15 protein-coding genes are annotated in these 23445 nt (G+C 43.3%); 8 read left to right on the top strand and 7 right to left on the bottom strand.

Going from position 1 to position 23445, the window contains the following annotated elements:
- The first annotated feature begins 88 nt into the window (after window positions 1-88).
- A complete protein-coding gene (locus tag WG943_RS01080; RefSeq protein ID WP_340406250.1) occupies window positions 89-1243 on the top strand; it encodes a T9SS type A sorting domain-containing protein in 1155 nt (384 codons plus the stop codon).
- 108 nt (window positions 1244-1351) lie between these two features.
- The gene (locus WG943_RS01075; protein WP_340406249.1) at window positions 1352-2347 is read left to right on the top strand and encodes an alpha/beta fold hydrolase; all 996 of its coding nucleotides are present in this window, start codon (window positions 1352-1354) and stop codon (window positions 2345-2347) included.
- Between the two features lie 10 nt (window positions 2348-2357).
- On the opposite strand, the gene WG943_RS01070 is transcribed toward WG943_RS01075, so the two are convergent.
- Window positions 2358-2582, bottom strand: coding sequence for a hypothetical protein (locus WG943_RS01070; protein ID WP_340406248.1), 225 nt, complete (start codon window positions 2580-2582; stop codon window positions 2358-2360).
- 131 nt (window positions 2583-2713) lie between these two features.
- On the opposite strand from WG943_RS01070, the gene WG943_RS01065 reads away from it, so the two are divergent.
- Entirely contained in the window at window positions 2714-3466 is a 753-nt protein-coding gene (locus tag WG943_RS01065; RefSeq protein WP_340406247.1) for a DUF547 domain-containing protein, read from the top strand.
- Between the two features lie 94 nt (window positions 3467-3560).
- Entirely contained in the window at window positions 3561-3926 is a 366-nt protein-coding gene (locus WG943_RS01060; protein WP_340406245.1) for a hypothetical protein, read from the top strand.
- Window positions 3927-4017: 91 nt separating this feature from the next.
- Here the strand turns inward: WG943_RS01060 and WG943_RS01055 are convergent, their stop codons facing one another.
- The 3 genes from WG943_RS01055 to WG943_RS01045 all read right to left on the bottom strand — a co-directional run bounded on the left by WG943_RS01055 (window position 4018) and on the right by WG943_RS01045 (window position 8532).
- Window positions 4018-4398: a hypothetical protein gene (locus WG943_RS01055; RefSeq protein WP_340406243.1), complete on the bottom strand. Its 381-nt coding sequence runs from the start codon at window positions 4396-4398 to the stop codon at window positions 4018-4020.
- A 372-nt stretch (window positions 4399-4770) separates the two neighbouring features.
- Window positions 4771-5181, bottom strand: a complete 411-nt coding sequence (locus tag WG943_RS01050) for a response regulator (protein WP_340406242.1) — start codon at window positions 5179-5181, stop codon at window positions 4771-4773.
- A gap of 3 nt (window positions 5182-5184) precedes the next feature.
- Window positions 5185-8532: a PAS domain S-box protein gene (locus WG943_RS01045; protein ID WP_340406241.1), complete on the bottom strand. Its 3348-nt coding sequence runs from the start codon at window positions 8530-8532 to the stop codon at window positions 5185-5187.
- Window positions 8533-8803: 271 nt separating this feature from the next.
- Between WG943_RS01045 and WG943_RS01040 the strand changes: the two genes are divergently transcribed.
- Window positions 8804-11041: a heavy metal translocating P-type ATPase gene (locus WG943_RS01040; protein WP_340406240.1), complete on the top strand. Its 2238-nt coding sequence runs from the start codon at window positions 8804-8806 to the stop codon at window positions 11039-11041.
- 55 nt (window positions 11042-11096) lie between these two features.
- Window positions 11097-11309: a heavy-metal-associated domain-containing protein gene (locus WG943_RS01035; RefSeq protein WP_340406239.1), complete on the top strand. Its 213-nt coding sequence runs from the start codon at window positions 11097-11099 to the stop codon at window positions 11307-11309.
- A 44-nt stretch (window positions 11310-11353) separates the two neighbouring features.
- Here WG943_RS01035 and WG943_RS01030 read toward each other — a convergent pair whose 3' ends face one another.
- From WG943_RS01030 to WG943_RS01020, 3 genes are all read right to left on the bottom strand, one after another.
- Window positions 11354-11743: a transmembrane 220 family protein gene (locus WG943_RS01030; protein ID WP_340406238.1), complete on the bottom strand. Its 390-nt coding sequence runs from the start codon at window positions 11741-11743 to the stop codon at window positions 11354-11356.
- 122 nt (window positions 11744-11865) lie between these two features.
- A complete protein-coding gene (locus tag WG943_RS01025) occupies window positions 11866-12876 on the bottom strand; it encodes a PorP/SprF family type IX secretion system membrane protein (RefSeq protein ID WP_340406236.1) in 1011 nt (336 codons plus the stop codon).
- A gap of 6 nt (window positions 12877-12882) precedes the next feature.
- Window positions 12883-20046 (bottom strand): Ig-like domain-containing protein, encoded by a 7164-nt coding sequence (locus WG943_RS01020; protein WP_340406234.1) that lies wholly within the window; start codon window positions 20044-20046, stop codon window positions 12883-12885.
- A gap of 1044 nt (window positions 20047-21090) precedes the next feature.
- Between WG943_RS01020 and WG943_RS01015 the strand changes: the two genes are divergently transcribed.
- Window positions 21091-22485: an undecaprenyl-phosphate glucose phosphotransferase gene (locus WG943_RS01015; RefSeq protein WP_340406233.1), complete on the top strand. Its 1395-nt coding sequence runs from the start codon at window positions 21091-21093 to the stop codon at window positions 22483-22485.
- A complete protein-coding gene (locus WG943_RS01010) occupies window positions 22475-23284 on the top strand; it encodes a WecB/TagA/CpsF family glycosyltransferase (protein WP_340406232.1) in 810 nt (269 codons plus the stop codon). The genes WG943_RS01015 and WG943_RS01010 overlap by 11 nt, the downstream gene beginning before the upstream one ends.
- Window positions 23285-23445: the final 161 nt, after the last annotated feature.

Raw genomic sequence — 23445 nt, 5'->3', positions numbered from 1 at the left:
CTTTCTTTAACATACTTTAACGTTGCCTTAACTATACCCGCTCTTTCTCTGGCGTACCTTTGATTAAACAGAAACTTAATTGGGTACTATGGCAACCATCACTACACTTCAGCACATCGTTAAATTTATACTTAGCCTGCTGCTAGCCCTGCTGCCGCTGCACTATATTGCTGCTCAGGAGGCTCCAAAGACAGAAAAAAAACTCCGCATAAAGTATATAGAACGTATAAATGGAGTCGAAACCTTAAAGGATACTACCGTTACCATAACTGAGATGGCAACCAACCTACAAAGCTTTTCTAAGCTCAAAGTTGATACAGCAGCTCTCAGGAGATTAAACAGCCTGACAGCCACTCTTAGAGATACAACACGCTTTAAAATGCTGGCTAATAAAAACATGAAAGCTTACAGGTTAGATGGTAATTTAACAGACGCTGAGCGTAATGCCCTGATTGATCACTTGAACTTAAAGCAGCGGGATAGTCTCATACAGAACCTACTGAAAAGCGGGAAACTAAAAGAGCTAAAAGGGGATAGCCTACATGCACGTGCTTTTAAAAGAGCAGGAAAAGCCGGAGAGTTCAGGGTTTATACTTTAAGAGGTGCCGGGGCTGATGCCCTTTATCGCTCAACTAGCGACACTCTTAAAGCAGTACGTATTTTTACAGCAGATAGCCTTACCATAGTCAGGCCTTCCAGAGCTGACAACATATACTTCCGAAAGCGCAATCAGTCCGATTCTCTTGTTTTCAAGTTAGATAGGAATTCAACCTATAGAATTATTACGAAAGAAAGCACCGGACATAGGTACATTTACAGCCTAAGCGATAGTGCTAATGTGAAAGAACTTGGACAGAAGGCACTGCAGCCAGCTAGAGTTATGATTGTAGCGGTACGAAAAGTAACGGTTCAGAACTTGAACACAGAAGATGTAGCCACACTAAAGAAAGCCCGAACACCCGTAGAAACCAAGCCAAAAGAGGAACTCGCGCTGGAAGAGATTGAATACTACCCTAACCCGAACGACGGCAAGTTTACCCTCCGATTTAAGCCAGAAAACACTGGTACCACCATAATTCGGGTGCTAGACAGTAAGGGACAGGAGGTTTTTGTAGATACAGTGGAAAAACTCGAGGGAGAGTACAGCCGACAGATAGACCTGACACCGTTTGGTAAAGGGCTATACTTTCTGCAGATCGCGCAGGGCAAACGCTATCATACTAAAAAAATTCTTGTGCAATAAAATCTTAAGGTGAATAGATTAGGAAATGCCTGCAGAAATTCTGTAGGCATTTTTTTATACTTCTCCGCTGGTTGCGTATGCTAGAAAGTATAATCAAAAAGTATAGCTATGCCATCTCAGAAACACCTTCTTATATTAATACTGTTTTTAATAACGCTGGCTGTGCAGGCGCAGGTACCGGCTACGCTAAATGCTACGCTGCAGGGCTATAAATACCCATACGAAGTAAAATACATAAACCTGACTCAAGAAGGGCAGCAGGTGAAAATGGCTTATATGGATGTGGCTGCGGCTAGCGGCAACAGAAATGCCCCAGTGGTTATGCTATTACATGGTAAGAATTTTTTCGGGGCCTATTGGAGGCAAACGATAGAACATCTGAGCAAGAACGGATTCAGAGTAATTGTTCCTGATCAGGTTGGGTTCGGAAAGTCGGATAAGCCGGAAGTGTACTATAATTTTCATCAGTTGGCACTGAACACGCAACAGTTGTTAAAGCAGCTGGGGGTGCAGCAGGTGGCGGTAGTGGGCCACTCTATGGGCGGAATGTTAGCCACAAGGTTTGCTCTGATGTACCCAGAGATGACTACAAAACTGGTTCTGGAAAATCCGATCGGACTGGAAGACTACAGGTTATTTGTTCCTTTTAAAACGATGGAGGAGCTGGTGCAGAACGAACAGAAAACAACGGAAGAGTCTATCAGAAAATACCACCAAACGTATTATACCTCCTGGAAACCAGCCTATAATGAATGGGTAGAAGTGCCCGCTGCCCAAACAAAGCACCCAGATTATGCTAAAGTTGCTAAAGTATCAGCCTTAACTTATGCCATGATCTATCAACAGCCTGTCGTGTATGAATTCGACAAACTTAAAATGCCAACTTTACTCATTATAGGGCAAGAGGACCATACAATTGTAGGGAAAGGGTATATACAGGATAAGCAGAAGCAAAATGAGCACGGGCAGTATACGCAACTAGGGAAGGCTACTGCTAAAGCTATACCTGGAGCAAAACTGGTAGAGCTACCTAACGTAGGGCACATACCGCACTTGGAGGCAACAGACCTGTTTCACAAGCATCTAGTTACCTTTCTAAAATAATTAGCTTCTGTTAATGATGGTGATGATGGTCGCTGCCGGGCTTGCTGTTGTAGTTAACAATGGCGCCGAGTGTAAAAAACACGGCCCAGCAGGCGTAGAGGGCCTGAAAGTTTTCAATGCTCTTACCGATCAGCAGCAGGATCATATGGGCTACTAGTGTCATAACCAACCCTGTAGCTGCCACAAACTGGTAAGAGTTCATTTCGCGTGGGTCGTAAATTTTAGATAATTTCATATGCATGCTGGATTGGTATCTGGCATTTAACGATTTATACTCGCGAGTGGTGCCATAAATCAAAAAATTAAGCAAATATAACAGAACGGTGCAGTTGTTGTTACATATTGCGTACCTAATAATTTTATACAATGCACAAGTTGTTTTTCCTCTTGATTATACTTTGTACTGCTCACGTTACTGTGCCAGGCTATGTAAACAATGCCTATGGCCAGCAGCAGGAACAGAACATGATTTATACTTCTGTAACAACATTGCTGCAACGCCATGTAGCCAACGGGCAGATAAAGTTTAAACAACTACAGAGAGATAGACCCTTACTCAAAGAGCTGGTAAAACAGATAGCCGCCTTCGATCTTAGCAGAACCACTGCTTCCGAGAAAAAAGCTTTCTATATAAATGCTTATAATGTGTTAGTGCTAAAGCAGGTAATAGACCACTATCCTATAAACTCAGTAATGGATATACCAGGCTTTTTTGATAAACAAAAGTATAAAGTGGCAGGGGAGAGCCTTACGCTAAATGAACTTGAGCATAAAAAGCTACGTGAGCCTTACAAAGATGCACGGCTCCATTTTGCTCTTGTTTGCGCTGCTAAATCTTGTCCGCCGCTCTTGAGCACCGCTTATACACCACAGCAGGTAGAAAAGCAACTAGAGGCACAAACACGTAAGGCACTACAAGACAAAACGTTCACTCGGGTACAACCTCAGCAGAAACAGGTACAGGTATCTGAGCTATTTAAATGGTACAAAGACGACTACTTAGCAGAGGCGCCTACCATCATAGCGTACATTAACAAATACAGAGCTAGCCCTATACCGGAAAGTTATAAACTCAGTTACTATACCTATGATTGGCAATTGAATGACGCTGGCAGATAAAGTTATTAGTTGTTTAGTTATGTTAAATAAAGCTATGTGTCCGAACACCAAAGTATGGGTAGCGTATAAACAACAATAACTAAATTAAAATATTATGGCTACTGATAAAGAGAAAAAGGATCGTGAAGATCTTGACAACATAAATAGCGACTACAACAAAAGAGTAACCTTAGGCAATCATCCTGACCCTTCTGCAAAGCGTAATATTGGGCCAGGAGGAATAACGGAAAGACCAGGCCAAAAAGATAAGCTTGAGAATCTAAAAATAGAGGGTAACGAGGCCACAGGTTATGGAGGCAATAATCCTAACAGTGTAGAAGAGTTTGCACAGGGGCCCGGTTTTGAGTACGAAGGCAGCGACACCGGCATGGACGACGATGTGGCCGGTATTCGCAGAGGAGACCAGCCTTTTAATGAAGATAAAGAAAAACCAGATGATGCTGATTACAGCCGTCGCTAATAAAACAAAAAGGGGAGCTGCTTTAGCTCCCCTTTTTGTTGCCTTCCAGTAAAGACCTACTTTTAAGAAGGTCTTTACTATCTGCAGTATGTTATTTTTCTTCAGAGGCTGCGATGTAGCTTACCTCTGCTTTTCTTTTATAATTGGCGTATGCCTGTAGTTGATTTGCATTTAGTATAGCTACAAGCTTATTGTCGAAATCGGTTTCTATTTCCTGTAACTTTTGGTCGAGCACGCTTTGATCAGCAAATGCCTTTTCTTTAACTGCTGTTGTTAAGGCCAATCGCTCTCTGTTTAATGCCTTTAATTTTATATATCCGATTTCATTTAATCTCAGCTCATTAACCATAGTGCGTGTTAGCTCAGTGCATTTTGCTTCCTGATCTGGTGTTAAAGTATAAACCCCGTTTTGTGCAAATGCAGAAACTGAGGTGATAAAAAGTATCGATAGAGAAAGTATTAATTTTTTCATTAGGGTAAAGCTTTATATAGGGTTTTTGGGTTATTAGTACAATCAACTATATAAGTATTTTTATATAGCTGATATCTTGCTTTACGCCTTTGAAAGTATTATGTTATATGTTTAATTAAATTTTAGTTGAGCGATGATAAGATAATGGTCGATATTTATTCCTATAAATATTTATATATAAAGATATTTTATAGGACGAAACGATATTGTATAAAATTGATTATCAAAAAGTTGTGTATGTCTGATTGCTTCTGTGTGCTGCAGGAGGGGAGGTGTATATAAAAAAAATACCTATACAGGCTACTAAAGCCTGTATAGGTATTTTACAAAAAATAGTTAGCAATAACGACTAAACGAAACTAATGTATAGTACTATCTAACAATAAATTCTTCTTTAATGATTGCAAGTATTTCTGGTGAAAGCGGTTTCGAAAAGAAATCTTTAACCTCATGGTGACTTTTTGCGCAGATAATGTCTTTTCTATCTACTGCAGATGATAGCATAAACAGGCAACACTTGCGTGTAACCTCTTCAGGTAGCTTACGATACTCTTGTATAAATGCCCAGCCATCCATGCCTGGCATGTTAATGTCCAGGAAAATTAGATCAGGAAAATTGTCCGGATCGTTTTCATTTGTTTTGTAGAGGTACTCCAGTGCATCCTGTGCCCACTCAAAGCTATAAACCTCATCTGCAAAACACTCACTTTTTATAATGCTTTCACACACAAAGTTGCTAACCTGATCATCATCAATCAATACAACCCTTCTCAACGTACTCATTCTCTACAATTGGTGCTTTAAATATACTTTGAAAATACTGCCTAAATCTGGTTGGCTGTCTACTTCTACCTTACCACCCAGTAATTCGGCCTGCGTTTTAACCAGGTAAAGGCCAACGCCCTTGCCATCTTTGTTGTGGTGGAATCGTTTATACAAACCGAAAATCTTATCTCTTTCCTTTTCAAGATCAATTCCCTGGCCGTTGTCCTGCACCTGAAGGCAAATATAATCAAGTACCTTGAATGTCTTTAGCTTAAGTTCTAATTTTCTGCTACTCGAGCGATATTTTAATGCATTTGTTACTAAGTTTAACATGATGCTATATATATAACCTCTTACAGTCACAACCTCAGGTGCCTCATTAAAGTCACATATAACGTCAGCCTCTTCGGTAGCCAGAGTATCTGCAATGCTTGTCAAAATATGTGCCAGCATTTCATGGAAATTAACTATTTCGTTTCCTTCTGATAGCTGGCTTCTTATAGTAAGTATATCATTCAAGTCACGGATTGTACCATCTAAAAGCTTAGCCGATTGCGACAGGTTATCAATTACACGTAAGTTAAGTGTAGACTCAGGCCTTCTGCGATCATAAATAGAGGTAAGACCAAGTATATTAGCGATCTGAGCCCTTAAGTTATGTGACACAATGTAAGCAAACTGCTGCAGGTGGTTATTCTGCTTTTGCAGTTGTTCATTTAAAACAGCGCCACGAGCTTCTTCCTGCTTTTTGTCTGTTATGTCGGCTGCAGAGCCATCCACTCTAATTATATTGCCTTTTTTATCAATAACAGGGGAGTAACGCAGCACAATCCATTTTATTTCATGGTGCTTGGTAACAATGCGCAATTCGTACTGCAATTTGTTTCCTTTTGGTACTGATGGCATTACAGTAGCTACAAACTGATCAATATCGTCAGGGTGTACCAATTGTCTCCAACTTTTTGCCTCTCCCAGTAGTTCTTCTTCTAAGTAACCAGTTAGCCTGCGTACCTGTGGGCTAACGTATATTATGTTAAAATCCGAGTCAGTCGTAAAAATAACCTCTGGTATGTTCTCCAGTGTAGCCTGCAGCTTTTCTTTTGCATCCCTTAACTCTTGTTCCTTCAGCTTTAGTTCTGATATATCCTGTGTTGCCCCGGCCATTGTTTTAGCATTGCCTTCTTTATCAAAAACTATCTCACCTACTGTGTGCAGGTATTTCACCTTCCCATTCTCAAGCAGTAGCCTGTGGTCGAAAGTCATGCCTGTCTGGTTCTTAATAGCCTCCTGAAAATGAGCTGATGCAATTCCTGCATCTTCAGGGTGAAACAATGCCTCAAAGCTACTGTATATTGTAGCGCCACCCGGTAAGCCGTAAATTTCGCAAAGAGAATCAGAAGTAGTAAGTAAGCTCTTTTCAATATCGTATTCCCAGCTCCCAAGCTTTGTAAGGGCTTGTGCTTTGGTTAACTGGGCCTCACTTTTTCTAATAGCTTCGATAATAGTACGCTGCTCTGTAATATTATGGATATTTAAGGCAACGGCCAGTACTTGGTTGTCTTTACTGATTGCTGGTTTATATCCTATTTCATACCAACTGTCGGCTGAACCAGTTTCAAAGGTAACCTCATGGCCCTGCATGGCTATTGTAAGATCTTCTTTCAGATCAGGCAACAGCGTTTTATCAATATAGTCACAGATGTTCTGGCCGGCTTTAAGCACTTTTTGCCGCAACTGCAACATGAAATCAGAAGCAAGTGTGTTAAAAGACAATACTTTGAATTCACTATCTATCAAAAGTATAGCCTTGTTAGAGCTATCGAGTAAGGCTTTTAGGTTTGCTTCTTTTCTGGATAATTCTTCTTCTGCCTCCTTTTGTAGCGTAATATCAATGAGAGTGCCGTTAAATAAGATAGAACCGTCTTCTTTTTGTGTGGGCAGGCTATGGGCACGCACCCACTTCCACCGATTCTCCATAGGGTTCCACAGCCTCGATTCAACATACCAAGACTTAACTGAAGCTACCGATTCATTGATTGAGCAAAATGCTGATTCTTTATCTTCCGGATGGATTTGCTCAAATATCCTGTTAGGGTCGCTATAAAGTTCGTCGGGGGTAAGGCCGTAAAGCGTAGTTACGCCATCGCTCATAAACGGGAAACTGAAGTTACCTTCCTTATCTACATAAAATTGATAAACAGCACCTGGTATACTGGAACTGATTTCACGCAGCTGCTCTTCGCTACGTTCTATTCTTTCTATTGCATTATACTGGTCGTCCACGTTTACAGCAACAACCAACCTGGGGCGTGTGTCATCTGCCTCTGGTAAAGCATGTGAGTGTATTTCAACACGAAATTCGCTGCCGTCTTTACGCTTGTGCTTTACATTATAATAACTGTTATGAGAGTTAAGCTTGGGAATAACAGTGTTTAAATAATCATCAAGGTCATCAGGCAACTTAATGTCATGAATCTTTTTATCCAGAAATTCCTCTTGGGTGTAGCCGTACTCTTCTGTTGCGGAGGTATTCGCCTTTATTATGGAGAGGGAGTCAGTGTCATAGATCCACATCGGGATCGGGTTGCTATCGAAAAGCGTTTTGTAAATCTGCTGACTTTTGTAAAGCTCACTCTGAAGTTCCTCGCGTTTCTTTATCTCTGTGCTGAGGTCAAAGTTTTCTTTCTTTAACTTTTTAAACAGGTACTGCATCAAAAATACAGCGCAGCCCGATGCCAGTAGAACAAGCACCAGCAGTAACTCCTGGTATTTTACAAATTTGCTTAGTAGTTGGGCAGCCTGTGTATCACGTTGATTTACAAGTTTATGTAAATTGTTGCTTAGCTTGTTAAGATAGTTTTCCTGAACATGGTCTACCGGTGTAAGGTGGGTTTCCTTGTAAAGTGCCGCCCCATTGATTCTACCTTCAAGAGCCAGAGCAGAAATACTGTCTGTATGCTGCAAGTATGATCTACGGTAGTTTATCAGTTGATCGATTATAAGTTTGTTTTCCTTTTGAGAAACAAGACCTTTCAGTTCCTGTAAAAGGTGAGTGTTTTCTGCCTGTGCTACTTTAAATTCATCAACTAAGTATGATTTATCGAAGGGTTGCGGACTTACAATGTTTGCAAGCAACTTGTTAAGATCATCGTTATTATGGTGCAGCTGGTTAAGAAGCTCCAGCTTATGTATGGTTTTAGAAAGGTGCAAGCTATAGTTCTGCTCTATCTCTCGTGCTCCTACAAAGGAAACATAGCCAACGCCAACAAGCAAAGTAGCCAGCACAGTAAACATAACGCCTACTAGTTTTACTACTTGATCACGCGTATTTGAGAAAATAAAATACTTATTCTCCGGAGAAGTTTGCATTACATTTGGCTAAAGTTGTGCATTAGCTGCACTTTAAGCAACAAGTTACCTATTTGGCTTAAAGTATAGCTGATGCAACATAATCATATTTATTTAATTTTAGTTCCTGGTGCTCTACGATCAATGCTATTAGATTCTGCTAAAAATGCCATATTAAATACGTACACAAAGTATAAGCAAGCCTAAAGAAGATGTAAGGCTTTAGCATAATTGTATAACATATAAGCTTGATCGCATCCGTACTTTTGTTGTGTTACAAAGAGCTAAAGAAATGGCAGAAATAAAAGAAAAAAAAACCACTAAAGCCAGCTTTCCGGTGGAGGGGATGACCTGTGCCTCCTGCGCCAGCAGCATCGAAAGTATGCTGAAGGCAACAGAGGGTGTAGAGGAGGCTAACGTAAACTTTGCGGCCAAAACTGTTCAGGTAACTTATGCGTCTGATATCACCTCGCCTGTAAAGCTAAAAGATACAGTGCATGAAATAGGTTTTGAGCTGCTTGTAGAGGATACCACACAGGACGAACTGGAAGAGCGGCAGGCAAAGGCGCTTGCAGACCTGAAACGTAAAACTGTTGGTGCGGGCATACTGGCTACCCCAGTTTTTATACTTGGCATGTTCTTCCACGACACCTTTACCTGGGGCAACTGGGCCATGTTTATACTTACCATACCAGTCCTGTTCTGGGCAGGGCAGCGCTTTTTTGTAGGGGCATGGGCCCAGGCCAAGCATTTCCGGGCGAACATGGATACGCTGGTGGCATTAAGTACAGGCATCGCCTTTGTTTTTAGTGCCTTCAATACCATTTATCCTGAGTTTTTCCTGAGCAGAGGTCTGATGCCGCATGTATACTTTGAGGCTGTAGCTGTGATTATCGCCTTTATACTTTTAGGCAAGTACTTAGAGGAGAACGCTAAGAATCGTAGCTCGGCCGCCATTAAAAAACTGATGGGCATGCAGCCTAAGACGGTGAGAATATTGCGCGATGGCACTGAACTGGAGATCAAGACCGAAGAAGTTCGCATTGGCGATACGGTGCTGTTACTACCCGGCGACAGAGTACCAGTAGACGGCGAAGTGTTGGCAGGAGCTACTTACATAGATGAAAGTATGCTGAGCGGTGAGCCGTTGCCCGTACAAAAACATAAAGGTGACTTAGTGTACGCCGGAACAATAAACCAAAAAGGTAGCTTGCAGCTAATAGCCCAGAAAACCGGCGGACAAACTATGCTGGCACACATAATCAAACTGGTGCAGGAGGCGCAGGGGAGCAAAGCACCGGTACAGAAGCTGGTGGATAAGATTGCAGGTATTTTTGTGCCGATTGTATTAGCAATAGCCATACTTACTTTTGCAGCCTGGCTTGTACTTGGCGGAGAGGCATACTTAACGGAGGCGCTGCTTTCTACTATTTCGGTGCTGGTAATCGCCTGCCCTTGTGCCTTAGGTCTGGCTACGCCAACTGCCATTATGGTAGGTGTAGGGCGTGGTGCAGAGCAGGGCATCCTGATAAAAGACGCTGAAAGCCTGGAGCGTGCGCAGCATGTAAATGCGGTTATACTTGATAAGACTGGTACTATCACCTTAGGCAAACCAACAGTAACCGATGTAATCTGGGGGGATAAGCAGCTAGAAAAGGCGCAGGCAGAGCAGATTTTTTATTCTATGGAGGCGCAATCGGAGCACCCAATTGCCCAGGCCATTTATACTTACTACAAGGAGCAAGGCCAAAAAACACTGGCGTTAAACTACTTCAGCAGCCTTACAGGGCAGGGCATCGAAGCTGATTTTAATGGCACCCGCTACTATGCCGGTAACGAGAAGTTGCTGCAGGAGCATAAAGTTATACTTCCGGAGCACTTGAAAACGGCCGCCGCGCAGCTGCAGGAGGAGGCCAAAACAGTCATATACTTTGCAGATGCGAAGCAGGCCTTGGCCGTATTTGCCGTAAGCGACCCAATAAAGCCTACAGCAGCAGAAGGTATAAAAGCCATGCAGGACGCAGGTATAGAGCTCTACATGCTAACCGGCGACAACAGGCAAACCGCTGCGGCTGTCTCCAAACAAGTAGGTATAACTAATTACAAAGCGGAGCTGTTGCCAACCGATAAAGGTGCGTTTATCAAAAAGCTGCAGCAGGAAGGCAAAACAGTGGCCATGGTAGGTGATGGTATAAACGATGCGCAGGCACTCGCCTTAGCCGACGTAAGTATAGCCATGGGGCATGGTACTGATGTGGCAATGGATGTCGCCGGAATAACGCTGATGCGCTCAGACCTGAAACAGATAGCGAATGCAATCAAGTTGTCAAAATCAACGGTAGCCACTATCCGTCAGAATCTGTTCTGGGCCTTTTTCTACAACGTGATCTGTATACCAATAGCAGCAGGGGTACTTTATCCATTCACTGGTTTTCTGCTTAACCCGATGCTGGCAGGTGCGGCCATGGCGCTAAGTTCCGTATCTGTAGTAAGTAACAGCTTACGTTTGAAAGCAAAGCGACTGGATTAATTATTAGAAATAATTAGTTTGAAAATTATGTTAAATAAGTAAATAAATAGATAAGATGAGCACGTATAAATTTAAAACAACGATAAACTGCGGAAGCTGTGTTAAGGCCGTTACACCTCACCTGAACAAACTGGAGGGAGTAGAGGAGTGGAAGGTAGATACCAACAACCCAGATAAGATTCTGGAAGTTAAATCAGAAAAGCTGGATGCGCAGGAAATTAAAACTGCAGTAGAGAAAGCCGGCTTTAAAGCGGAGCCGGTGCAGTAAGAAGCTAAGATGATGAAAGTATAAAATGGGTTTGGCCGTAGCGGCTAAGCCCATTTTGCTTTTTGTAACTGCTCTGCAGTTTTTCTGGAACGTTGGCTATACTTATCCAAAAGTATAAAGCTAGTGTAAACAACTGCTATCATAAGTAAACCCAATGATTCACGGGCTTCTTCAATGTTTTTAATGTTGCCGCCCCCAACGCTAAGTCCCTCGTATTTCTCTGGCCACATGTATATGCCACCACCTATGCAAAGTATAACTGCTCCCCAAAGTATAAAATGTGAGGCTTTGTTGAAAGCAGCCAAAAAACAAACTAAGGCAGATATGCCGTAAATGACCATCCAAACAGCCGGATCAGGGTCATTATATTGCATGGCTACAAATGACAGAAAGGCTAAACCAAAAAGTATGGCAAGGATTTTCTTCAGCATCATGATAGTAAAGGTTGATACATAGCTATACTTCTATTTTGTTAAAAAGTTATGGCAAAAAGAGAGGCAGCCTTTTGGGCCGCCTCCTTCACATTTACATGTAAAACGATGGTTGGATAAAAGTCTTACCAAGCCCATTCCGGGCACAGTATTTTGCGTGTGTTTCGTAGTTTAAAGCCTAATACAACTTCATGGCTACCAGCGTTTGTGCCTGCCAAAGGCGATGTGCTCGCATCGTAGGAGTAAGCCAAGTCAAGTAACGGACTGATATTTATACCTGCCATAGCAGCCATAGACTCCTTGTGACGATACGTAGCACCTGCCCACAAACGATTACTGTACATCACTTTTACAGATGCATCTACAGAAACAGGACTTGGTTGTGCCATTTTAACCAGTACAGATGGTATAATAGACAAGTAAGATGACACATCCAGGCGGTAGCCTGCCGTAGTAAAGTAGTGCTGCTGCAGTTCTCCGTTGTTGCTTTCTGGTGTGCCTGTATTTAAGAGTTTACGTTTACTAGGTACTAACTGCGCCCCTGCCACACCCACATAAAAGTTCTGCGAATACAGCCAAAGGCCCATGCTCAGGTCAAATTTCACTTCATTAATGCGCCCGTCCATTATGGCAGGGTCGTTTGCGTTGGCAGTTCTTACATAACCCGGATCAAGACTATATTGTATAACACCCGGTGCCACACCAGCCGATACTTTCAGGTCGCGGGTAAGAGGTAGGTGGTAAGCATAGCTAAAACTCAAACTGCCGCGCTTCAACGGACCTGTTCTTGTAGCCATAGCCATAGCGCCAATACCATGGTGCGGTCTTGATCTGCGGTAGCTGCTGCTTCTTTTTGTTGTAGCCTCTTTGGGGCGCTGGCCACTGCGATAAACAGAACCTGCATCCATGCCAAGAGGCATGTGCAGCGTAGCATAGTATGACTCCGGTGCTCCCTCTAAACCGGACCACTGGTGCCTTGTGCCCAGTTTTAGGTCTGCATAAGCCTCTATGCCGGCAATAGCAGGGTTAAGCAGGTAATTGTTTAATGTGTATTGTGTGTACTGTGGTTTTTGCTGTGCCATAGCCTGGCCAGCAAACATAAGACACACAAAACCAAGGGCTAAAAGTTTGTTCATAGATTTCTACTTAACAATGGTAACGCTACCGGATAATGGCTTTTCTGTATTGTCTAATTGAATGATATAGTAATAAGTGGCTATTGGTAATTCTTCACCCTGATGCAGTCCGTTCCACGGCTGTTTATAGCCTTCTGAGATGAACACCTGGTTGCCCCATTGGTTAAACACCTGCACTTTACAGTTAGGATACTTTTCAATATTCTCGATCTCCCAGGTGTCGTTGATGCCGTCGCGGTTAGGTGTAAAGGTGTTTGGCACGGATACAAACGGGAGTACCGTTACGGTTACCTGGTCTGTGAATGTACAGCCGCCTTCTGTCTCCACGGTTACAGTGTAAGTGGTAGTTGCATCCGGATTAGCCGTCGGATTGGCCACATTAGGGTTGCTCAGCGTTACTGCCGGCGACCAAGTATACTTTATGCCACCAGTGGCACGCAGTTCTGCGCTTCGGCCTTTCACCACCGTCACATCTGTGCCAGCGTTTACATTTGGCTCCTGTACTGTTATCTTTACCTCTCTGCGCTCGCTGGCACACGACTGCGATACCTCCTGCACATAATAGGTTGTGTTGTGTTGCAGTGCGGGCGTTGTAAAGCTGTTGCCGGTAGCAATCGGATTGCCGCCTGCTGCGCTGGCATACCACTCCAGTTTGCCGCCTTTGCCTGTGGCCGTTAATGTAGCCTTAGCGCCGGCACATAGTATAGTACCTTTCACTTCAGGAGCCTGAGGCAGCGGTGTAACTGTAATTTTAACTGCTTCACTCACCAGTCTATCACACGATTCAGATGAAACCACTCTGCGTAACCATGTAGTTTGTGTGAGCGGGTTAGTTTTATAATCTTGCCTGTTATTTGCGCCTGGTGCTGTTGTAAAGCCTTTATCTGGTCCTTCAGTACTTATTTCCCACAGATATGTATAGGTTCCGCTGCCACCAGTTGGTAAAGTACCGGTAATCGTAGATGGTGCTGTATTGAAACAAACTGTCTGGCTGGTGCTGATTTTGTTATTGCTCATGGCTTGCTTCACTGTAATCATCACAGGCTCACTGGTGCTTGTGTTAGGGCCAGAGATAACAATGCGGCGGTACCAGGTGTGCTGACTCAGAGTTGGTGGGTTATAGTTTTGGGTATTGCTTACACCTGTAGCCGTAGTCCAGCCGGCATTAGGGCCAATAGTGCTTTGTTGCCATATAAAAGTATAGCCACCCTCGCCACCAGCTGGTGCTGTACCAGTTAAAGCAGCCGGTTTATTACCGAAGCAAATGACCTGATCTGCTTGGATAACGTTGTTCCCGACAGCAGGTGTAACTGTAATTTTTACCGGATCAGATACATGCTCACATCCACCTGAATATACCACCCGTCTAAACCAAGTATCTTTTGTTAAAGCACCCGGTGCATAGTTTTTACCTGTATTAGGGGTGGCGGCTGGTATAAAGTCTTTACCATTTTCGCTGTACTGCCACAGGTAAGTATAAGTGTTATTGCCACCGGCAGGAGCAGAGCCTGTAAGTGGTGCCGGAACCTGACCAGAGTAGATGCTTTGCGAAAGTGTAACAATGTTTTTACTGATAACAGGGTTTACTTCCACCTTTACCACGTTCGATACCATAGAGCAGGCACCGGAAGTAACAACACGCCTGTACCAGGTGGTAGTAGAAAGTATACCCGGCGCATAATTTTTGCCTGTGCCGTTAGGTGCTGCCATAAAATCTGTAGCGTTAGCCCCTGTTGTAGCATATTCCCACCGGAAAGTATAACTACCGTTACCGCCTGTTGGCTGCGAGCCTTGCAATGATAGTGGAGCCGAGTTTGTACAGATAGTCTGGCTTTCAGTAATTTCATTAGAAGCGATCACACCATTAACCGTCACAATAATAGCAGTAGAATAGCTTTCGCAGCTGCCCGAGCTAACTTTTCTGCGGAACCAGCTGGTTTCACTTAAAGCCTGCGGCTGATAACTTGCATTGGTGCGTGTGCCCAGAGCTTCAGTAAAGGTAGTGCCGTCTGTGCTGATCTCCCATGCATATGTATAGACGTTGTTCCCGCCTTTTGGAACAGTGCCCGTTATGCTTGCAGGAGTAGCGCCAGCACAAATCGTCTGATCACCGGAAGTAAGGGTATTGCTTGTAATTGCCGGCTGCACCGTAACTTTAACCGCTGCACTTTCATCCTGCTGGCATGGTGCTGAAATAACAATTCTTCTATACCACGTAGTTTGTGTAAGCGCTTCTGGTGCAGTATAGTTTTGAGCGTTGTTTGTTCCTTCGGCTGCTGTAAAGGTGCTGCCGTTGGTGCTGCTCTGCCACAGGTATATATAAGTACCGTTACCACCAGCCGGAACTGTGCCTATAAAGGCAGCAGGAGTTTCGTCCTCGCAGATGGTTTGTGCAGCATTGATTATATTATTGCTGATAACAGGTACAACTTCAATTTTAATGGCTGGACTTATACTTTCTGCACACGGACCTGATACAACCACTCTTTTAAACCACGTAGATTCACCTAGTGCCTGTGGCTGATAAGACATACTTGTAGCTCCGGGTATAGCTGTAAATCCACTTTCAGGGCCGGATGTGCTACGCTCCCAGCGGTAAGTATAAGTACCATTTCCGTTCTCTGGTTGAGAACCATTAATTAAGCCTGGTATCTGTCCTGCGCATATCGGCTGCTGTTCCGGGGCTGTAATGGTGTTGTTGCTGATGTTTTTGTTAACCGTAACCATTACAGCAGTTCTCTGTGGGCTTCCGCAACCGTTGGTGTTAAACGATTCCACATAAAATATTGTGGTAGCATCCAAGACTGACGTAGTTAATCTTCTACCTGTAAATACTACTTCGGTAGCTGTTACCGATGTATACCACCTGTAATTGCCGCCTGTTTCTTCTACAGTTAAGGTGGCCGTGTTATTCTCGCATATCGTTACCGGATCAACAGTTGGGGCAACCGGTAATTGTATAACTGTAACCTCTACAGCTGCCGATGTGCTGGTACAGGCTCCTGATGTTATCTCCCGCTTATACCATGCTGTCTGGGTTAGAACTCCTGGGTTGTAGCTTGCTGATGTGTTGTTGCCTGGTGCTGCGTCGTAATTACCATTTGCACCAGTTGTGCTCATCAGCCATTTGTAAGTATAGGTATTGTTGCCATCAGTTACCTCAGCTGTTTGGGTAAGTACGGGTGCCGGTTGGCCATTGCAAATAGGGGCAACTGCCGCAATAGTGTTATGTTGGATGCGTGGGTTAACCGTGACCGTAACCGTATTACTGATGTTGGTGTCACACGGTCCCCCGCTAACCACTCGTCTGAAGTGTGTGGTTTTGGTAAGCGGACCTGCATTATAGTTAATACCATTGTTATCGCCGCTTGCGGCCTCAAAGTTGCTGCCATCGTGGCGCATTTCCCAGCGATAGCTATAGTTGCCATTGCCCTCTGCTGGCTGAGAGCCTTGCAGTACAGCCGGTGTCTCTGCCTCGCAAATGGTGGATTCACCTGTAATGCTGTTATTTGCGATCGGTTTGTACACCGTTATCTTAACTGGTTGGCTAAAGTGATTTTGGCAGGTACCGGATATAACTACACGCCTGAACCACGTGGTTGTGGCTAATGCACCGGGGCTGTAGTTTTGTTTATTGTTTGTGCCTGCAGCCTCCTCATAAGGTCCTTCAGCGCCTGCTGTACTAATCTCCCATAGGTAAGTATAATCATTACTGCCACCCTCCGGCTGAGAACCTGTAATCTCATCAGCTATACTGTTTTCGCAGATGGTAGCGTTTGCGCTGGTTTTTACAGTGTTGTTAGAGATTACCGGCGTTACTTTTACCTCTACTACTTCTGATGTATTGGAGCAACTGGCAGATTTAACTGTTCTCTTAAACCAAGTAGGTCTAGCAAGTACACCCGGCGAATAATCTTTTTGGGTCGCTCCATTGATCTTCGTAAAACCTTCAGTTGCGCTTATAATGCTGCTTTCCCACTCGTATGTGTAAGTGTTATTGCCTCCTTCTGGATCTGAACCAATAAGAGGACTAGGTACCTGGCCTGCACAGATGGTTGGAACATTTGTTAAGGTGTTGCTGCTTAACACAGGGTATACTTCTACTTTGGCTTCTGTTCTAGGGCTGATACAGCCATCAATTACAGCCTGTACAAAGTATGATCTGCTACTGTTAATAACGCCTGCATCTAAAGTTCTGTCTGTAGAAATGATCTCAGTGCTGGTAGCCGTTTCGAACCACTGGTAGCTTGTAGCATTGCCTTCTGCCACAAGTATAGCTTTGTTGCCTGTTCCGCAAAGTATAGCTTGTTGCACAACCGGTGCAGGCGTAGCAGGGCGCACCGTTACCTGAACCGCACGGCGTGGGCTGGTACAACCGCCTTCAATAGTTGTCTCTACATAATAAGTTGTGGTTTTATCGAGTTCAGGAGTGGCAAAGCTGGCGCCTTCGCTTACTTTGTTTCCGCCTGTTGCGGCATCAAACCAACGTATAGTGCCTGTAGAGTTTTGCACCTGCAAAGTGGTGCCAAAGCCTGGGCAGATAGTTGCACCTGCAGCCACTGGTGCAGTAGGTAAGGCATTTACTGTTACCCGTATTTGATCTGTAGTGCGGCAGCTTCCGGAGCCAAAAGTATAGGTTATGTTAAAAGTGCCTACTGCTGCAGGCGTAAAGGTGCCAGAGGCTGTAACATACTGGCCAGTCCAGTTACCACCAACTGGTGAGGCTGCCAGACTAAAGCTGCCGGAGTTAAGGCACACCACTTTATCCTCACCTGCATTCGCAACTGGTGCGTCGTCTACGGTAATTACCACTTTGTCGGAGTTGCTACAGCCTAAGGCGTTGGTATAAGTATAAGTTAGTTCATACTCGCCTGTTTCTGAGGTAGGTGTAAAGGTGCCATCGGCAGTTACGTTTGTGCCAGACCAAACACCGCCAGCGGGGCTACCTGTGAGTTTTGTTGGTACTGGGTTGTTGCAAACTATAATATCGTTGCCGGCATTTACCTGTGGCAGTTGGTTTACTGTTACCGTAACCGTTTTAGTAGTGGTACAACCTGTTTGGGTATTATAGCCTGTTACAGTATATGTTGTGGTAGTGGCAGGAGAGGCCGTTACAGATGCTCCAGAAGTACCGCTCAAGCCCGTGGCAGGTGCCCAAGTATAGGTATCGGCACCACTAGCTGTGAGTGTAGCAACATCCTTGCCATTGCAAATGGCTTCCTTATCAGAAGCAACTGTAACAACAGGCAGTGGATTTACCACTATAGTAAAAGTTGTGATACTGGTACAGCCAGTAGCTTCGTTAGTTCCTGTTATAGTATAGGTTGTAGTTTGAGTTGGTTTGGCTATTACTGTGTTGCCTGTTGTAGTGTTCAAACCTGTTGCCGGAGCCCAAGTATATGTGTCAGCACCCGTTACACTAATTGTAGTGCTCTCTCCATCACAGATTTCCTGTTTCGGAGAACTTGCCTTGAGTTCCGGTAATGGGTTGATTGTGATTTTCTGTATCGCAGGGGCAGTTGACTGTCCGCATTCATTTATGGCATAAGCCCAAACTTCGTAAACAGCAGGTGTTTTAAAGCTGATGGTAGGATACGGTGAACTGCTGCTTGTGCCGTTATCGAAGTTATAAATTCCTTGGCCAGTGATTACTTTAACCTCCCAACTATAACCGGTAATAGTGCCGAAGTTCGAATCAAAAGCTGGCTTGTGCTTGGCGTTGTTCTCACTAAAGCTTATTACCTGCGCATCGCAGTATACTTGTTCGGCAGGGAGTGTAGCAATTGGTTTATCTTTTACGGTGATGTTTTCTGTTTTAATACTTGGCGAGCAGCCATTGTCAGCAGTCAGACTGATGGTATAGTCGCCTGGCTTAGTAAAGTTAAATACAGGCTCTTTTGCTGTTGCGCCACCGGAAATCGTGCCCCAGTCGCTAACGGCCTTACCTGCAGCATCTGTTATTACCCAATTATAGCCTACATTTTCTCCTTGCGAGGTATTGCTTACTTTAACTGTATTATTTACACATAAACTGGCAGGATCTGGCGTTAAACTGAAATCAGCAACCGGAGGAGCTATAATGTTAAACTCCATTTCTTTTGTGCTGGCCTGGCAGGTGGTGCCCGGGTCTTCAGGAGATGCGGTAAGTTTAACTGTATAATTTCCAGGCTGATTGAACACAATACGTACATCACCATTCGACTTCACCATCTCCCAACCTGTTGCAGGGATTACTTCCCACTCAGCAATGTGCGGCATATTAGCGCCATAGCCATCGTAACCGCTTGTTGTTTTATCCTGAAGTATGATTTCCTGGCCAACGCAGCTGCTTATTTTCTTCACACCAATCTCTGCCTGTGGCCCTTTGCTTACCCTGATCCCCCTCCAGGTATTTTCAGAAAAGCTACAATCGTTTGATGCCCTACAGGTAACTGAATAACCGCCTACTGGAGATGCCTCGGTGAATGTGTGCTGTATAATTGGGTTCTCCAGAAGCTGTTGGTGTGTACGTGTAAACGAAGGGGTGCCATCGTTGATGGTAAAAGTATAAATAGTGTTATCTGGGTTATTTTCGAAGCGGCTTACAATGATGTCGTATTGGGCAGGCGCACATGAAAAGGAGTTACCGCCAAGGTCTACTAGTACGTTAGGGTTACTGCCAATGTAAACCGTTTTCTGTTCCGTTTTCTCACAGCCATCTGCACCGGTAACTGTTAAGCGTAAAGCATACGATGCGGCTTTATTTGTGACATAGGTGTGGCTGGTCTTATCGAATTCAGGCCCAAAGGTGCTACTAGTGCCATCACCCCAATCAATACTGTAGCCTGTGTTAGTAGCCTTTGTTTTAGACGTATTTTCAAAGTCGAACCTAACAGAGATGCTGTTGCCACTGTTGCTGTAGTTACAGTAAGTAAAACTCTTGTTATAATTTGTGTTGGCAATGCTGGCATCCACATCACAAGCTACAGGTGGTTGCGCACTGTTAGGGGATATACCAGTAAAAGGAATATGTGTGGCCGATGTGGCCGTATTTGCCACACCTTTTGTGTGTACTTTTCCTCCTGTTAAAGTTATAAATGCTTTATCTTCTGTTTTGGAAACAGTGTTAACCCAAAACCCATTTAGGGCAAAGATAAAAGGCAGCAAAAAGCTGGCTAAGATTGGCTTCATGGCTAAAAGCTGAAAAGTTTGCTGTTGCGGTTACCCGTGTATTTTGAGTGTTTGGCTCACTCAGTAGCTGGTTGGCTGTTTTATAGCAGCAATAGTAAGTTGGCGGCTCAGGTTTTTAGAGAAATCGTTTGTCAGCGGAAAAGGCAGAATATTTTCTTTGACAATATTTGCAATCAGCCACCACGGCTTTTAGCGTTAATATGCAATGAAGTGTTAAAGTATAAGTGTGTCATCTAAATTGTAATATTAATAGTGTTTGGTATGTGCTCTAACTTAAGTATATAAACCTGATAGTATAAGTATACTGAAGGCTTTTAAAGTATAATCCAACTATAAGCTGTTAATTACTAGCGTTTTCATAGAATTGTAATCTTTTTAAATAAGTTCACTGACTGTTTATAAATTTTAAAAAAAAATTATCAGGTGCTTGATTTAAGATATAAAATTGCACTTTGTCAATAATAAACTTGTCTTTAGGTAATTGTGTGCCTCTTTATAAACTACCACCTTGCCGAATCGTCAATGCCTATTCCAAGTATAGTGTTTTAAATATGTTTTATCTGTGATGAGCTTTTGCTTGTGATAATAAAGTTTTAATTGGGCTTAGCTTTTGAGTAGTGCAATTTTAAAATTTCACTGGTTAGCCATGTTTTTGAAAAAGTACAAGAATGTATAGTGGGGTGTAAGTAGTGGTAAGTAATTGGTTTTTTGTGCTGTATATTGGTTTGTAGCCTTATTTGCAACTAATATTAATATATAAGTATGGTTATTCTTTAATATTTTAAAATTAAGTTTTTTTAATGATTATAAGCAAAATCATAAACTTTAGCTAGTTATCAGTCGTAATTTAAGATGTCGATTATCTGGACTGACATTGACCTGGAGTTCTGGTGAATCAGAATAAATATATACTTATTCTAATACTAAAGACTTGTTAATTAAAAGGTGATCTTTTAATCTGGCCAGGATGGAGAAAAGGAGTGTTGGCAAAGACAGGTAAAAAATAAGTTCTACAAGTATGATTACAAAATTACGCCTTCAACTATGAATAAATATCGTCACTACTATAGCTTTAATAGAGTACTTCTTTTAATTCTTGATATTACCCTTATCGCATTTGCATTTAAGCTGTCCAACTTATTTAGGTATGGTACAGTAGAATTTGCCCACCAGTACAGTGTGTTTTTTGTGCTATTCGCATTGGTTTGGTGGATAGTATCAGGGTTCTCAAATTTTATTTTCCGAATAGATGGCTTGTTTCCGATCAGTAAGAAAGTAGCTAACCTTATAAACGCTTTTATACTGCACGCATTTATACTAGCCACCTGTATTGTAATATTTAATCTTGAGCAACTTTCTCGTTTGCTGCTACTTTATACTTATCTATCTACGGCGTTGCTAATTACCGTTAGTAGGCTGCTGATGCAACAGGTGTTTGGTTACTTTACTAAATCTGACATGGCGCATACCCGTTATGTGATTGTTGGTACAGGGCAAACAGGTATATCGCTGCACCAGACCTTAAACAGCAACGATCATTTGGGCACCAAGTTTATGGGATTCTTTGATGACAACCCAGACGAGCTTAGCCCATACTCCAGCCAGGTTAGAGGCAGTGTTGCTGATTTAAAAGATTACTGCCTGCAGCACAGCATAGACGAGGTGTACTACACCTTGCCCCTAAACGACCGTGAGCAGTTAGATGACTTGTCAAGTTTTGCAGACGACAATTTTGTGTACTTCCGTATAGTGCCAGACTTTAGCGCCATTGTGCAGCGTGATGTGAACATGTACTTTTATCACAACGTGCCTATGCTGAGCATTCGTAAGGAGCCACTTGAGCTTGCATCAAACAGAGTTATCAAGCGTGCTTTTGATGTGGCGTTCTCTCTGGCTGTGTCACTGCTCATCTTCCCGTGGTTACTTCCCCTGATCGCACTTGCAATTAAAATTGAGTCTAGAGGACCAATTTTCTTTAAGCAACTGAGACCAGGTAAAAAGAACAGGTTATTTGTGTGCTACAAGTTTAGAACTATGCGCGTGAACAACCAAACTGAGCTGCAAGCAACAAAAAATGACCCGAGAATTACCCGAGTTGGCCGTTTCTTACGTAAGACTAACCTCGATGAGCTGCCGCAGTTCTTTAATGTGCTGCTCGGCGATATGTCGGTAGTTGGTCCGCGCCCTAACTTGGTATCGCAGTTAGACCACTACTCAAAAGTTATCTCAAAATATAAAATGCGTCACTTTGTTACCCCGGGCATTACCGGTTACGCACAAGTAAGCGGTTACAGAGGTGAGACAAAAGAGCTTCGATTGATGGAAAAGCGTGTTGAATACGATGTACAGTATATGGAGAACTGGAGTTTTATGATGGATATGAAAATAATTTTTCTGACAGTCTGGAACATGATTAAAGGCGAGAAAAATGCTTATTAAGAATACAGAACTAAAAACCTATACAGCTGAACCACCCTTAAAAGAGAAACGCAGACTAATTACCTCTCTTATTTCAGCTGGATCTTTTAACGACTTTATTAACCATATTTTTTGGTTAACAGATACCAAGGCTTCTTCTTATGTATGTTTTGCCAATGCGCACATGCTGGTAGAAGCGTATCAGGACAAGGAGTTTAATAAGATTTTAAATAACGCCGACGTAGCTACTCCCGACGGAGGGCCCCTTTCCAAGCTTATGAAACTATTGTATGGCCAGAAGCAAGACCGTGTGGCAGGTATGGATGTACTGCCCCGGTTACTGCGAGAGGCTGCCATACGTGGGAAATCGGTATATTTTTACGGCTCTACAGACCAGGTGCTGGAGGCTGTGGTAAATAAGGCGAAGCAGGAGCACCCTAACCTTAAGATCGCCGGTTACTACTCACCGCCTTTCCGAAAGTTATCGGCTGAGGAAGATGCCAGTATCACCGAAATGATTAACCAAACTAAACCGGACCTGATGTTTGTAGCCCTTGGCTGCCCAAAGCAGGAACGTTGGATGGCAGAGCACAAAGGCAAAGTAAATGCCTGTATGCTAGGGGTAGGGCAGGCCTATATGACTTATGCCAACCTAGAAAAACGCCTTCCAAAATGGGCCAGAGACTGGTCTTTAGAATGGACATACAGGTTGTGGCAGGAGCCGAGACGCTTGTGGAAGCGTTATCTTGTAACTAATAGTATGTTTGTTGTATTGGCTCTTAAGTTGCTTTTCCAAAGAGAAACCCAAAAATCTCTATAGAACAGTTGTTAGTAAAAAGCGCCTAATACTTTTAGGCGCTTACTACCCTCCCTTCCCTGACTTACAAACTGAGGTATTACACAAAAATAGATCAGTAACAAAGGCTTAGGCGTGTTCATAAAATCGCAGATCGAGCGGGAGCAGGCATTTCCGGAAAATTT

The organism is Pontibacter sp. H249 (assembly GCF_037892465.1).
GTDB lineage: Bacteria > Bacteroidota > Bacteroidia > Cytophagales > Hymenobacteraceae > Pontibacter.
Note: the sequence above shows the minus strand (reverse complement) of the source record. Positions and strands in the feature narration are given on the sequence as shown.